The organism is Roseomonas sp. USHLN139, assembly GCF_037145735.1.
Lineage (GTDB): Bacteria > Pseudomonadota > Alphaproteobacteria > Acetobacterales > Acetobacteraceae > Pseudoroseomonas.
In genome coordinates this window covers 46,644-60,330 of the sequence record NZ_JBBCWY010000008.1, presented here as the reverse complement: position 1 = coordinate 60,330, position 13,687 = coordinate 46,644, and the positions used below count along the sequence as shown (strand labels likewise).

General features: G+C 71.2%; 14 protein-coding genes. 9 read left to right on the top strand and 5 right to left on the bottom strand.

Annotated features, from left to right (window positions below):
• The first annotated feature begins 5 nt into the window (after positions 1–5).
• From WFI16_RS20105 to WFI16_RS20080, 6 genes are all read left to right on the top strand, one after another.
• Positions 6–1,412 carry an NAD(P)(+) transhydrogenase (Re/Si-specific) subunit beta gene (locus tag WFI16_RS20105; protein ID WP_419899643.1) on the top strand — a complete coding sequence of 469 codons (1,407 nt, stop codon included), beginning with the start codon at positions 6–8 and terminating at the stop codon, positions 1,410–1,412.
• Positions 1,413–1,584: 172 nt separating this feature from the next.
• Positions 1,585–2,319, top strand: a complete 735-nt coding sequence (locus WFI16_RS20100) for a Crp/Fnr family transcriptional regulator (protein WP_419899642.1) — start codon at positions 1,585–1,587, stop codon at positions 2,317–2,319.
• Positions 2,320–2,516: 197 nt separating this feature from the next.
• Positions 2,517–4,121 (top strand): ABC transporter substrate-binding protein, encoded by a 1,605-nt coding sequence (locus WFI16_RS20095; protein ID WP_419899641.1) that lies wholly within the window; start codon positions 2,517–2,519, stop codon positions 4,119–4,121.
• A 14-nt stretch (positions 4,122–4,135) separates the two neighbouring features.
• A complete protein-coding gene (locus WFI16_RS20090) occupies positions 4,136–5,113 on the top strand; it encodes an ABC transporter permease (protein WP_419899640.1) in 978 nt (325 codons plus the stop codon).
• Between the two features lie 4 nt (positions 5,114–5,117).
• Positions 5,118–5,948 (top strand): ABC transporter permease, encoded by an 831-nt coding sequence (locus WFI16_RS20085; protein WP_419899639.1) that lies wholly within the window; start codon positions 5,118–5,120, stop codon positions 5,946–5,948.
• Positions 5,945–7,573: an ABC transporter ATP-binding protein gene (locus tag WFI16_RS20080; RefSeq protein ID WP_419899638.1), complete on the top strand. Its 1,629-nt coding sequence runs from the start codon at positions 5,945–5,947 to the stop codon at positions 7,571–7,573. The genes WFI16_RS20085 and WFI16_RS20080 overlap by 4 nt, the downstream gene beginning before the upstream one ends.
• Before the next feature lie 125 nt (positions 7,574–7,698).
• On the opposite strand, the gene WFI16_RS20075 is transcribed toward WFI16_RS20080, so the two are convergent.
• The gene (locus WFI16_RS20075; protein WP_419899637.1) at positions 7,699–8,337 is read right to left on the bottom strand and encodes a GntR family transcriptional regulator; all 639 of its coding nucleotides are present in this window, start codon (positions 8,335–8,337) and stop codon (positions 7,699–7,701) included.
• The gene (locus tag WFI16_RS20070; protein ID WP_442970713.1) at positions 8,337–8,861 is read right to left on the bottom strand and encodes a DUF721 domain-containing protein; all 525 of its coding nucleotides are present in this window, start codon (positions 8,859–8,861) and stop codon (positions 8,337–8,339) included. The genes WFI16_RS20075 and WFI16_RS20070 overlap by 1 nt, the downstream gene beginning before the upstream one ends.
• 2 nt (positions 8,862–8,863) lie before the next feature.
• Between WFI16_RS20070 and WFI16_RS20065 the strand changes: the two genes are divergently transcribed.
• From WFI16_RS20065 to WFI16_RS20055, 3 genes are all read left to right on the top strand, one after another.
• A complete protein-coding gene (locus WFI16_RS20065) occupies positions 8,864–9,976 on the top strand; it encodes an A/G-specific adenine glycosylase (RefSeq protein WP_419899636.1) in 1,113 nt (370 codons plus the stop codon).
• 19 nt (positions 9,977–9,995) lie between these two features.
• Complete coding sequence (locus tag WFI16_RS20060; RefSeq protein ID WP_419899635.1) at positions 9,996–10,514, top strand: biotin transporter BioY; 519 nt, start codon at positions 9,996–9,998, stop codon at positions 10,512–10,514.
• 93 nt (positions 10,515–10,607) lie between these two features.
• A complete protein-coding gene (locus tag WFI16_RS20055; RefSeq protein ID WP_419899634.1) occupies positions 10,608–10,814 on the top strand; it encodes a DUF3072 domain-containing protein in 207 nt (68 codons plus the stop codon).
• A gap of 12 nt (positions 10,815–10,826) precedes the next feature.
• Here the strand turns inward: WFI16_RS20055 and WFI16_RS20050 are convergent, their stop codons facing one another.
• From WFI16_RS20050 to WFI16_RS20040, 3 genes are all read right to left on the bottom strand, one after another.
• Entirely contained in the window at positions 10,827–11,861 is a 1,035-nt protein-coding gene (locus WFI16_RS20050; RefSeq protein WP_419899872.1) for a site-specific DNA-methyltransferase, read from the bottom strand.
• Between the two features lie 210 nt (positions 11,862–12,071).
• The gene (locus WFI16_RS20045; protein WP_419899633.1) at positions 12,072–12,689 is read right to left on the bottom strand and encodes a ribonuclease HII; all 618 of its coding nucleotides are present in this window, start codon (positions 12,687–12,689) and stop codon (positions 12,072–12,074) included.
• A complete protein-coding gene (locus tag WFI16_RS20040) occupies positions 12,690–13,631 on the bottom strand; it encodes an alpha/beta hydrolase family protein (RefSeq protein WP_419899632.1) in 942 nt (313 codons plus the stop codon).
• Between the last annotated feature and the right edge of the window lie 56 nt (positions 13,632–13,687).

Genomic DNA, 13,687 nt, shown 5'->3' with positions numbered 1-13,687 from the left:
GGGCCATGGCGCATACGCTCTCCTCGCTCGCCTATCTGGTCGCCTCGGTCCTCTTCATCCTGGCGCTGCGCGGGCTGTCGCATCCGGAGACCAGCCGGCGCGGCAATCTCTACGGCATGGTCGGCATGGCCATCGCCATTGTCGCGACCCTGGCCCATCCGGGCATGGGCGGCGGCGGGCTCGGGCTGATCCTGGCCGGCATCGTCATCGGCGGCGGCATCGGCACCGTGCTGGCGCAGCGCATCCAGATGACGGCGCTGCCGCAGCTGGTCGCCGCCTTCCACTCGCTGGTCGGCCTCGCCGCGGTCTTCGTCGCGGCGGCGGCCTTCTACAACCCCGAGAGCTTCGGCATCGGCACGCCCGGCCATATCCATGCCGGCAGCCTGGTCGAGATGTCGCTGGGCCTGGCGATCGGCGCCATCACCTTCAGCGGCTCGCTGATCGCCTTTGCCAAGCTGCAGGCGCTGATGTCGGGCGCGCCGATCACCTTCAAGGGCCAGCACTTTCTGAACCTCGGCCTCGGGGTGCTGCTGCTGGTGCTGGTGATCGCCTTCGTCGCCACCGGCAACGGGCTGCTGTTCTGGCTGATCGCGCTGCTGGCCCTCGTGCTCGGCTTCCTGCTGATCATCCCGATCGGCGGCGCCGACATGCCGGTCGTCGTCTCCATGCTGAACAGCTATTCCGGCTGGGCGGCGGCGGGCATCGGCTTCACCGTCGGCAACCTGCTGCTGATCGTCACCGGCGCGCTGGTCGGCGCCTCGGGCGCCATCCTGTCCTACATCATGTGCAAGGGCATGAACCGCAGCATCGTCAACGTGCTGCTGGGCGGCTTCGGCGCCGAGGCGGGCAGTACGGCCTCGGCCGGCAGCGGCGGCCCGGCGCGGCCGGTCAAGGCCGGCAGCCCGGAGGATGCCGCCTATCTGATGAAGAATGCCGGCAAGATCATCATCGTTCCCGGCTATGGCATGGCGGTGGCCCAGGCGCAGCAGGTGCTGCGCGAGATGGCCGACCTGCTGAAGAAGGAGGGCGTCGACATTGCCTACGCCATCCATCCGGTCGCCGGCCGCATGCCCGGCCATATGAACGTGCTGCTGGCCGAGGCCAATGTGCCTTACGACGAGGTGCATGAGCTGGAGGAGATCAACCCGGAATTCGCCGAGGCCGACGTCGCCTATGTCATCGGCGCCAATGACGTCACCAACCCGGCGGCGAAGACCGACAAGTCCAGCGCCATCTACGGCATGCCGATCCTGGATGTGGAGCGCGCCAAGACCGTGTTCTTCGTCAAGCGCGGCATGGCCAGCGGTTATGCCGGCGTGGAGAACGAGCTGTTCTTCCGCGACAACACCATGATGCTGTTCGGCGACGCCAAGAAGATCACCCAGCAGATCGTCCAGGCACTGCAAAAATAGCGTGCCGTGTGCTGCGCGCCGGGCAGGGCCCGGCGCCTTCGCCTCTTCTTTGTGCGATCTTGCTGATAAAAAAGACGTTTCCCAGGCGGAGCGGACGACGACTTGTCGGGCCGCTGCCTGATCGCCGCAAAGGGCTTGGTCCGAGGCCCCCGCGCCCCCTATAACCGAGCCCATGGCCGCCAAACCCGCCTCCCTGACGCCCCTGCCTGGCTCCTGCGCGGCCTGCGCGGTGCGTCCCTTCGCGCTGTTCCGCGTCGTGCCGCAGGCGCGGGTGGGCGAGATCGCGCGCGTCCGCTCGGCCGTCCGCCTGGTGCGCGCCGGCGAGGCGATCCGCGACACCGTCTTCACCCTCTATGCCGGCTGGGCCTTCTCCTGGACCACCACGCCGGACGGGCGGCGGCAGATCCTCGACTTCCACCTGCCCGGCGACCTGGTCGAGCGCAGCGAGGATGGCGCCGAGGTCTCGGCGCTGACCGATGCCAGCTTCTGCGTGCTCGCCCGCGACCGGCTCTGCGAGTTCATGGGGCGCGATCCCGGCCTGGCGCTGTCCTATGCCGACGGGCTGGTGCGCGACCGCACCCGGCTGCGCGAGCGGCTGACCAGCCTCGGCCGCCGCGACGCGCTGGGCCGCGTCGCGCATCTGCTGCTGGAGCTGCACACCCGGCTGACCCATCGCGGCGGCGCCGACCGCAGCGGCGCGCCGCTGCCGCTGAAGCAGGCGCATCTGTCGGACGCGCTGGGCCTGTCGGTCGAGCATGCCAACCGAGCGCTGGCGGTGCTCCGCAAGGATGGCGTGGCCTCGCTGCAGAAGGGGCGCCTGGAGATCCTCGACCGCGCGGCGATGGAGGAGCTTTCGGGCTGGTCCAGCGCGCCGGCCGCGCCGGTGCTGACCCGCATCAAGGCCTGATAAGCCGCGCCGGGGCGGTGCCGGTATCATTGCCCCTTGCGCGGCGGTGGCGGCAGGGCGCAGCCTTGCTGCGCCGCGGCAAGCCTGTTCTACGCGACCCTGCCATTCCACGATCCTGAAAGGGGTAAATGGCCCGGGTGATTGACAGAATCTCACTTTCGCCGCTTGTTGATTTCGAACGACGGAGAGCCGAGACCATGCCCATCACGCGCCGCCATCTGCTGCTGTCCGGGATCGCCCTCGGCTCGGCCGCGAACACCGCCCTGCCGCTGCCCGCGCTCTCCCAGGAGCCGCGCCGCGGCGGCGTGCTGACCATCCATCTGGGCTCCGAGCAGCGCATCCTGAACCCGGCGCTGCGCGCCTCCACCGGCGTCTATGTCATCACCAGCAAGATCATCGAGCCACTGGTCGATCTGGGCGAGGGCGGCAAGATTGTTCCTGTCCTCGCCGAAAGCTGGGACGCCACGCCGGACGGCAAGACCGTCACCTTCAAGCTGCGCAGCGGCGTGCAGTGGCATGACGGCAAGCCCTTCACCGCGGCCGACGTGCAGTACAGCGCGATGGAGCAGTGGAAGAAGCACCTCAACTACGGCACCACGCTGCAGCTCTATCTCGACGCGGTCGAGACGCCGGACCCGCAGACCGCGATCTTCCGCTATTCGCGGCCGATGCCGCTGAACCTGCTGCTGCGCGCGCTCTGCGACCTCGGCTATGTCGTGCCGAAGCATGTCTTCGAGAGCGGCAATGTGCTGGAGAACCCGGCCAATACCGCGCCGATCGGCACCGGCCCCTTCAAGTTCGTCGAGTACCAGCGCGGCCAGTATGTCATCGCCGAGCGCAACCCGAACTACTGGCGCCAGGGCTTCCCGTACCTGGACCGCATCGTCTGGCGCTTCATCACCGACCGCTCGGCGGCCACGGCGGCGCTGGAGACCGGGCAGGTGCAGATCTCGGCCTATAACGGCCTGCCGCTGGCCGATATCGACCGGCTGCGCAAGGACAGCCGCTTCGAGGTCTCGACCCGCGGCGTCGAGGGCAATGTCTTCAACAACACCCTCGAATTCAACACGCGCCGCAAGGAGCTCTCCGACAAGCGGGTGCGCCAGGCGATCGCCCATGCGGTCGATGTCGATTTCTTCCTGGAGAATTTCCTCTACGGCCTCGGCAAGCGGGCGACCGGCCCGATCCCGTCGCTGTCGCCGGAATTCTTCCCGAACAACGCCGTGCCCTACCCCTACGACAAGGCGCGCGCCGAAAAGCTGCTGGACGAGGCGGGCTACAAGCGCGGGGCAGGGGGCATCCGCTTCAGCCTGAAGATCGTCCCGATCATGAATGGCGAGGATGTGCCGTTGCTGGCCACCTTCATCCAGCAATCGCTGCAGCAGGTCGGCATCCGGGTGGAGATCGTCCAGCTCGACATCGCCGGCGCGCTCTCCGCCGTCTATCGCGACTGGAACTTCGATCTCGCCACCGGCTGGCACCAGTATCGCGGCGATCCGGCGGTCTCCACCACCGTCTGGTACCGCTCCGGCAGCCCGAAGGGCTCGCCCTGGACCAACCAGTTCGGCTGGCAGTCCGACAAGGTCGACCAGCTGATCGACCAGGCCGCCACCGAGCTCGACCCGGCCCGCCGCAAGGCGCTCTACGCCGAGTTCGTGGCAGCGGTGAATGACGAGCTGCCGGTGTGGATGCTGACCGAGCGCCCCTTCTACACCGCCACCTCGAAGCGCGTGCAGAACCACCACAACGTGCCGCGCTGGGATTCCGGCGACGCGCACGACACCTGGATCCAAGCCGGCTGAGGATCTGACAGAGAATGCGCATCCTGCTCCTGGCGCTGCGCCGGCTGGCCGCCAGCCTGCCGACGCTGCTGCTGATCCTGGTCGGGCTTTTCCTGCTGCTGCAGCTGGCGCCGGGCGACACGGTCGATGCGCTGGTCGCCCAGATGGGCGGCGGCGACCCGGCGATGATCGAGCAGCTGCGCAGCTTCTACGGGCTGGATGCGCCGGTGCTGGTGCAGCTCGGCCGCTACCTGCTGCGGCTGGTGACGCTCGACCTCGGCTTCTCGGCGATCTACGGCAAGCCGGTGGCCGCCGTCATCCTGGAGCGCCTGCCGGTCACCCTGCTGCTGATGGCGACCGCGCTCAGCTTCGCCTTCGCCGCCGGCATGGGCCTCGGCGTCATCGCCGCGCGGCGGGTCAACCGCTGGCCGGATTCGCTGATCTCGACGCTGGGGCTGGTCTTCTACGCCACCCCCAGCTTCTGGTTCGGCATGATGGGCATCGTGGTCTTCGCCATCCGCCTGTCCTGGCTGCCGGCTGGCGGCTTCGAGGAGATCGGCGCCGGCAATGAGGGGCTGACCCGGGTGCTGGACATCGCCTGGCACCTGGTGCTGCCGGTGGCGACGCTGGCGCTGACCTATCTGGCGACCTATCTGCGCATCATGCGCGCCTCGATGCTGGAGGTGCTGACGCTGGATTTCGTCCGCACCGCCCGCGCCAAGGGGCTCGGCGAGACCGCCGTCGTGCTGCGCCACGTCCTGCGCAACGCCCTGCTGCCCGGCGTCACCCTGATGGGGCTGCAGGCCGGCACCATGCTGGGCGGCTCGGTGGTGGTGGAAAGCGTCTTCGCGCTGCCCGGCCTCGGCCGGCTGGCCTATGAATCGGTGGTGCAGCGCGACGTGAACACCCTGCTCGGCATCGTCTTCGTCTCGGCGCTGCTGGTCATCGCCATCAACTTCATCGTGGACATGCTCTACGCCAAGCTCGATCCGCGCATCGTCTCGGGGTCCTAGGCGCATGGGCTTCCTCAAGCGCTACGCGCGCAATCCCGCCGCCGTCATCGGCCTGCTGCTGGTGCTGGCGGTGATCTTCATGGCGGTCTCGGCCAGCTGGCTGTTCCCGCGCGACCCGCTGTCGCTGGCCGGGCGGCCGCTGCAATGGCCGCTCGACAATCCGCGCTTCTGGCTGGGCACCGACAACACCGGGCGCGACATCGCGGCGCAGATCTTCCACGGCGCGCGCACCTCGCTGCTGATCGGCTTCGTCGCCACCGTCATCGCCATCCTGATCGGCATCCTGGTCGGCGCCATCGCCGGCTATTACGGCGGCTGGGTGGACGACCTGCTGATGCGGATCACCGAGGCCTTCCAGACCCTGCCGAATTTTCTCCTGCTGCTGGTGCTGGTGGCGGTCTTCGGCTCCAACATCAGCTTCGTCACGGTGGCCATCGGCATCGTCTCCTGGCCACCCTCGGCGCGGCTGACGCGGGCCGAGTTCCTGACGCTGCGCAACCGCGAATTCGTCCAGGCCTGCCGGGTGCTCGGCATGCGCGACCGGCAGATCATCTTCCGCGAGATCCTGCCCAATGCCCTGCCGCCGATCATCGTCTATGCCAGCGTCATCATGGCGATCGCCATCCTGCTGGAGAGCGCGCTGGCCTTCCTCAACCTCTCCGACCCGAACATCCCCTCCTGGGGCAATCTGATCGGCGCCGGCAAGGGCGTGCTGCGGGTGCAGTGGTACGTCTCCGCCATTCCCGGCCTGGTCATCCTGCTCACCGTGCTCGGCGTCTCCCTGGTCGGCCAGGGGCTGAACGACGCCCTCAACCCGAGGCTGAAGGGACGATGAGCCTGCTTGCCATCGACGGGCTGACCGTCGCCCTGCCACCCGGCGCCGACCGGCCGCATGCGCTGGAGAAGGTCTCGCTCAGCCTGAAGGCCGGCGAGATCCTCTGCGTCGTCGGCGAGAGCGGCTCGGGCAAGTCGCTGACCGCCGGCGCGGTGATGGGGCTGCTGCCAGAGGGCGTGCGCGCCACCGCCGGTGCCATCCGCTACCTCGGCCGCGACCTGCTGCCGCTGCCGGCGGCCGAGATGCGCAAGCTGCGCGGCCCGGATATCGGCATGGTCTTCCAGGAGCCGATGACCGCGCTGAACCCGCTGCGCAGCATCGGCGACCAGATCGGCGAGATGTTCCGCACCCATACCCGCCTGTCGCGCCGGGAGATCGCGGCGCGCGTGCTGGCGCTGCTGGAGCAGGTGCGCATCCCCGACCCGGCCGCCGCCGCGCGCGCCTATCCGCACGAGCTCTCGGGCGGGCAGCGGCAGCGCGCGATGATCGCCATGGCGCTGGCGCTCGAGCCCAAGCTGCTGATCTGCGACGAGCCGACCACCGCGCTCGACGTCACCACCCAGGCGCAGATTCTTTCCCTTATCCGCGACCTGCAGCGGCGCACCGGCACGGCGGTGCTGTTCATCACCCATGATTTCGGCGTGGTCGCCGATATCGCCGACCGTGTCGCAGTGATGCGGCATGGCATCCTGGTCGAGCAGGGGCCGGCGGCCGAGGTGCTGAACCACCCGCAGCACCCCTATACCCGCGCCCTGGTCGCCGCGGTGCCGCCGCTCTCGCCGCCCGTGCGCGCGCCGGTCACCGGCGCGCCCTTCCTCGAGATCGACCACGTCTCCAAGACCTACCGCAAGGGCGGGCTGCTGCGCCGCCACCGCCGCGTCACCCATGCGGTGAAGGATGTCTCTCTCAGCCTGCCGCGCGGCGGCACGCTGGGGATCGTGGGCGAGAGCGGCTCCGGCAAGTCGACGCTGGCGCGCTGCATCCTGCGCCTGCTCGACCCGGAGACCGGGGAGATCCGCCTCGACGGCCAGGACCGGCTGGCGCTGTCGAAGGAGGCGCTGCGGCGCGAGGCGAAGCGGGTGCAGATGGTGTTCCAGGACCCCTATGCCTCGCTCAACCCCCGCCGCCGGGTGGGCGAGCTGGTGGCGCAGGGCCCGATCATCCACGGCACCCCGCGCGCCGAGGCGATGGAGCGCGCCCGCGAGCTCTTCGCGCTGGTCGGCCTCGACCCCGCGGCGCTCGACCGCTTCCCGCATGAATTCTCCGGCGGCCAGCGGCAGCGCATCGGCCTGGCCCGTGCCCTGGCGCTGCGCCCCGACGTGCTGGTGGCGGACGAGCCGGTCTCGGCGCTGGACGTCTCGGTCCAGGCGCAGGTGCTGAAGCTGCTGGTGCAGTTGCGCGAGCAGCTGGGCCTGTCGATGGTCTTCATCACCCATGACCTGCGGGTGGCCGCCCAGCTCTGCGACCAGCTGGCGGTGATGCGCCGGGGCGAGGTGGTCGAGCATGGGCCGGCGGCGGCGATCTTCGCCAATCCGCAGCACGAATACACGCGCGCGCTGATGGCAGCGGTGCCGGGCAAGGGCTGGACGCCGCCCGTCGCCTTCGGCAGCGAGGAGGCCGCTTAGTTTTTTCGGACTGCCGTGTCCACCTGGAGACAGCAGGTGAAACGGCCGGTCGGCAGCACTGCCCGCCCAACGGCCAGCAGAACAGAAAAAAGATGGGGTCCAGGGGAATTCCTTCCCCTGGCCTTCTACGGTCCTTGCTGCAGGACGCTCGCCCGAAGATCCCCGATATGCCCCCGCATCGCCGCCTCGGCGGCCTCGCCGTCGCGGCGGGCGATCGCCGCCGCGATGGCGGCGTGCTGGGCGACGACCGCCTGGCGGTGGCCGCTCTGCCCGGCGGCGATGAACCAGAAGCGGATCGCCCGGTCGCGCAGGTTGCGCAGGATCTCGGCCAGCACCGCGTTGCCGGCGGCGCCGGCGATCAGGCCGTGGAATTCCTGTTCCAGCAGCATCAGCCGCTCGGTCTCCTCGACCGCGGTGGCGCTGCCGGCGCGCAGGACATTGTCTTCCAGCGCGGCGATCTCGGCCGGTGTGGCGCGGGCGGCGGCCAGGCGGGCGGCGTGGCCCTCGTTGATCAGCCGCGCCTCGATGATGTCCAGCAGCTCGGCCGGGTCGATGCCGCGCACCTCGACGCGCTTGCGCGGGTGGATCACCACCAGCCCTTCCTGGCGCAGCCGGTCGAAGGCCTGTCGGACGGGGGTGCGGCCGAAGCCCAGGGCCTCGGCCACCTGGGCCTCGACCAGGCTGCTGCCGGGCGCGAAGCGGCAGGTGACGATGCGGCCGCGGATGGCGCGATAGGCCTGTTCCTGCAGCGACAGGGCCGGCATCAGCGCTTCGGGCGGAACACGCCCTGCGCCAGCCGCGCCAGGGCGGCGCGCAGCTCGGGGTCGGCGACATCGGCGATCTTGGCGTCGATCGGGGCGGGCAGGGCGACCGGCGTCGGCTTGGGGATCTTGCGAACGGGCGGCGGCATCTTCGCCTGGACGATGCGCAGCCGCTGCACCAGCGCCTGGCCGAGCGCGCCGTTCACCTTGGCGATCAGCTGCGGCGCCAGGTATTGCAGCTCCATCGCCACCGGCCCGGCGCAGCCGAGCGTCAGCGTCCCGGCCGAGAGTTTCTGCGGGATGGTCTGGGCGGCCAGCACGGGACCGACGATCTGCGGCCAGTCGGCCATCAGGTTGGCGCCGGCGGGGCTGCGCTTCTTGAAGGCGGGGCGGGTGACGCGCGGCATCAGCGCGGCGATCGGGCGCGGGCCGAGATCGGCGCGCCAGACCGGCGGGGCCGGGGGCGGGGTGGCAGGATTCTGCGCGGGGGGGCTTGCGCGGCCGGCCGCTTCGTCCTCTTCCTGCATGCGTGCTGCCCCCTGCCTCTGCCCTGCTCGAATGGTACGACCGCCACCGCCGCGCCCTGCCCTGGCGGGAAGCGGTGCGCGATCCCTACCGCATCTGGCTCTCCGAAGTCATGCTGCAGCAGACGACGGTCGCCACCGTCGCGCCGCGCTGGCGCCGCTTCCTGGAGCGCTTCCCCTCGATTCAGGCCCTGGCCGCCGCGCCCTGGGCGGAGGTGGCCGAGGAATGGGCGGGCCTGGGCTATTACGCCCGCGCCCGCAACCTGCATGCCTGCGCCCAGGCGGTGGCCGCGCGCGGCGGCTTCCCGGACACGGTGGAGGGGCTGCGCGCCCTGCCGGGCATCGGCGCCTATACGGCGGCCGCGGTCGGCGCCATCGCCTTCGACCGGCCGGTGGTGCCGCTGGACGGCAATGTGGAGCGGGTGACCAGCCGGGTCGAGGCAGTGGAGGAGCCGCTGCCCGGCGCGCGTCCCCGACTGGCGGCGTTGGCGCAGGGCTGGATGGCGCAGGCGGAGGCCGTGGCGCGGCCGGCCGATTTCGTCCAGGCGCTGTTCGACCTGGGTGCCACGATCTGCACCCCGCGCAAGCCGGCCTGCGCCCTCTGCCCCTGGCAGCGCGACTGCGCCGGGCAGCGCGCCGGCATCGCCGAGACGCTGCCGCGCAAGGCCGCCAAGCGGGTCCGCCCGGTGAAGACCGGCGTGCATTTCCTGCTGATCGATGCCGAGAGACGAATCCTGCTGCGCCGGCGGCCGCCTTCCGGCCTGCTGGGCGGCATGCTGGGCCTGCCGGGCACGCCCTGGCGCGAGGCGGCGTGGCCGATCGCCGAGGCGCTGGAGCATGCGCCAGCCCTGCTGCCCTGGCGGGCGCTGCCCGGCGAGGCGCGGCACAGCTTCACCCATTTCGAGCTGCGCATGACGCTGCTGGCCGCCGAGGCGCCGCCCGGCCTGAACGCCGAGGGCGAATGGCTGACCGCCGAGGCCGCGGCACTGGCCCTGCCGGGGGCCATGCAGCGGCTGATGGTGCTGGCGGAACCGGTGCTTTCCCAAGGACTTGCCGAGCGGGGCGGCCCCGTGGCAAGCCCGGCACTGCGCCAGCCCCTCCTGGGCGGCGCCGAATAAGAGCAATCGGACGCCCCGCATGATGCAGCTTTCCACCCTCGCGGCCCGCAGCCGCCTGGCCTTCGCCGGTTTCGCCCTGCTGGGCTCGGCCGCGCTGGCGGCCTCGGCGCAGATCACCCTGCCGATGTGGCCGGTGCCGGCGACCATGCAGACCCTGGTGGTGCTGCTGCTCGGGGCCCTCGGCGGCTCGCGCCTCGGCCTCGCCGCCGTCGCGCTCTATCTGGCCGAGGGCGCCATGGGCCTGCCGGTCTTCGCCGGTGGCGCCGCGGGTCCGGCCGCGCTGATGGGCCCGACCGCCGGCTTCCTGCTCGGCTTCCTGGCCGCCGCCTGGCTGGCCGGCTTCGCCCGCGGCGGGCTGCTGCGCCAGGGTGGCGTGCTGCTGGCCGCCCACCTGCTGCTCTTCGTCCCCGGCGTCGCCTGGCTGGCGCAGTTCGTGGGCTTCGAGAAGGCGGTGATGGTCGGCTTCGTGCTGTTCATCCCGGGCACGCTGGTGAAGACCGCGCTGGCGCTCGCCACGCTGCGCGCCGTGTCGCGCTGAGCGGAATGCCGGGCGCCTGCGGGCGCCCGGCGCAACCACGGGCCTGCGGCGGGGTTCTTGTCATGGAACAGGACAAGAACGGAGGCCACTGCCATGAGCGACGAGACGCCGTCCAACACCGTCAAGCCGGTCGAGAACTGGACCACCGGCGACGAGACCATGACCGGCGCCCAGGCCAGCTACCTGCAGACGCTCTGCGAGGAGGCCGGGGAAGAATTCAATCCCGACCTGACCAAGGCCGAGGCCTCGCAGCGGATCGACGCGCTGCAGGCGAAGACCGGCCGCGGCCGGGATCACTGAGCAGCGGCGGGATCAGCCGCCCATCGAGGCGGCGATCTCGCTGCGCAGCTCGTCGAGCAGGCGCAGCGTGCCGTCGCGCCGCTCCAGGTGCCAGAACAGCCAGCCATTGCAGGAGGGCGCCTCCTGCACGGCGGCGCCGACCTGGTGGATCGAGCCCTGCGCCTTGCCACAGCGAAGAGAGCCGTCGGCGCCGACCTCGGCGGTGAAGCGGCGGTGGCGGTCGACCAGGCGGGCGCCCGGCGGCACCAGGCCGCGCTCGACCAGGGTGCCGAAGGGGATGCGCGGCTGCTCGCGCTTGGTCGGCATCACCAGGGAGGCGCTTTCCGACAGCGGCTCGACGGCGGCAATGCGGGCGCGGGCGGCGGTCGCATAGGTCGGGTCGCGCTCGATGCCGATCCAGCGGCGGCCGAGGCGGCGGGCGACGGCGGCCGTGGTGCCGGAGCCGAGGAAGGGATCGAGCACCACGTCCCCCGGCGCGGTGCAGGCCAGGATCACCCGGTGCAGCAGCGCCTCCGGCTTCTGGGTGGGGTGCACCTTCTTGCCGTCAGCGTCGCGCAGCCGCTCATGGCCGGTGCAGAGCGGGATGAACCAGTCGCTGCGCATCTGCACGTCGTCGTTCAGCGACTTCATGGCGGTGTAGTTGAAGCGGTAGCGGCTGTCCTGCCCGCGCGAGGCCCAGATCATCGTCTCATGCGCATTGGTGAAGCGCCGGCCGCGGAAATTCGGCATCGGATTGGCCTTGCGCCAGATCACGTCGTTCAGGATCCAGAAGTCCAGATCCTGCAGCGCGACGCCGAGCCGGAAGACGTTGTGGTAGGAGCCGATCACCCAGATGGTGCCGTCCTTGCGCAGCACGCGGCGCGCCTCGGTCAGCCAGGCGCGGGTGAAGGCGTCATAGGCGGCGAGGTCGGAAAAGCGGTCCCAGGCATCGTCGACGCCGTCCACCACGCTCTCATCCGGCCGCCGCAGCTCGCCCTTGAGCTGCAGGTTGTAGGGCGGGTCCGCGAAGATGGCATGCACCGAGGCCGGCGGCAGCGCGCGCAGCATCTCGATGCAGTCCCCCTCGAGGATGCAGTCCAACGGCAGATCCAGCCCCTTCCCCACGCGCGCAAAATCCCCCGGCGACTCGAAGGCGGACAATGCGCGGGGTGGAGTCGCGCCGTCAAGGAAGCCGAGTCGCCGTTTTCAACAGCCTACCCCCGCATTTTCAGGGGAAGGGCGGGTCAGGGAGACTCTTGCCTTCGGCAAACCGCCTGTTCAGAGCAGGCAAAGCTGGTCGACCGGGGCGAAGCCGCGGCGATGGTGCGGGCAGGGGCCGAGCCGCTCCAGCGCGGCGCGGTGCAGCGCCGTGGGATAGCCGGCATGGCGGGCGAAGCCATAGCCCGGCCAGCGGCTGTCAAGCCGCGTCATGGCGCGGTCGCGCGTCACCTTGGCCAGGATCGAGGCGGCGGCGATCGACAGGCTGAGCGAATCCCCCTTCACCACGCAGCGCACCGGGCAGGCCAGCAGCGGCGGCGCATTGCCGTCGACCAGCGCCAGGTCGGGGGCGGTGCGCAGCCGGGTCACCGCGCGGAACATCGCCAGATGGGTGGCGCGCAGGATGTTCAGCCGGCCGATCTCGGCGGCACTCGCGGCGGCGACGGCGAAATCCAGCACCCCGGCACGGGCGGCGGCGCGCAGCACGCCGAAGGCGGCCTCGCGCTGGGCCGCCGAGAGCTTCTTGCTGTCGTCCAGCAGGATCGCCAGCGTCTCCGGCGGCGGGCCGTGGAAGAGGACGGCCGCCGCCATGACCGGGCCGGCGAGCGGGCCACGCCCGGCCTCGTCCACCCCGGCGACGCGGCCGCCGGCCGCCAGTTCCAACGCATAGTCCGGCATTCACCCCAGGCCCCTGGTCTCCAGCCGGTCCCCCGCGGCGATCAGGCCGGGGGCGCCGGCGCGCAGGAAGGCGCCAGCCGCGGCATCGCCGAGCCATAGGCTGCGCAGGAAGGCCACCGCAAGCCCCGCGCTGCGTGGATGGTAGGTGGCATCCTCCCAGCGGTCGCCGACGCCGGTCTCGCCGGCGAAGGCGGCATGGGTCGCGCCCTCCAGCACCGCCAGCGCCGCCGGGCCGGAGGTGGCGTCATAGGGAATGCGCCGCGCCGCGGCGGAGGTGCCGCCCAGCCAGCTGTGGTCCTGGCTGCCGGTGACATGCAGCATCGGCGCGGTGACCCGGGCGAAGGCCAGGCGCGGCGGCAGCCCCTCGGGCGGCATCGGCGAGAAGGCGATGCCGGCCGAGAGCCGCGGATCCGGCAGGGCCAGGCCGCGATCGCCGCCGGGCAGCCGCTGGCCCAGCATGTGCTGCACCAGCCAGGCGCCATAGGAATGCCCGCCAATGCCGATCCTTCCGGTGTCCACCCGGCCCTTCAGGGACGGCGTCGTGGCAAGAGTGTCGAGGGCGAAGCGCACATCCAGCAGCCGGTCCAGCGCCCGGTTGGCGTCGCTCGCCGCCGCCAGCAGGTTGGCGCGGCGGTCCGGCACGCCGCGCCACAGGCTGTCATCGGTGCCCGGATGCTGGAGATGCAGGGAAACAATGCCGGCCTCGGCCAGGGCCTGGCCGAGATAGCCCAGCCCCTCGCGCGAGCCGCCCAGCCCATGCGAGATGATCAGCAGCGGCGCCCGGCCGGGGGCCTCCGGCAGCCGCAGCAGCACCGGCAGGCGGCGGTCGCGGGCCGGGTCGTGCCATTCCTCGCGCAGCAGGCGGGGCGGCGCCGCGGCGGCGGGAGGCGCGAGAAAGGGCAGGGCCAGGGGGGCCACCAGCGTGGCGCGACGGGTCAGCATGCCGCTTCAGATGGGCCCGCGGCTTCCGCCTGCCGAGAGGAGAGCATTGCAGCGCG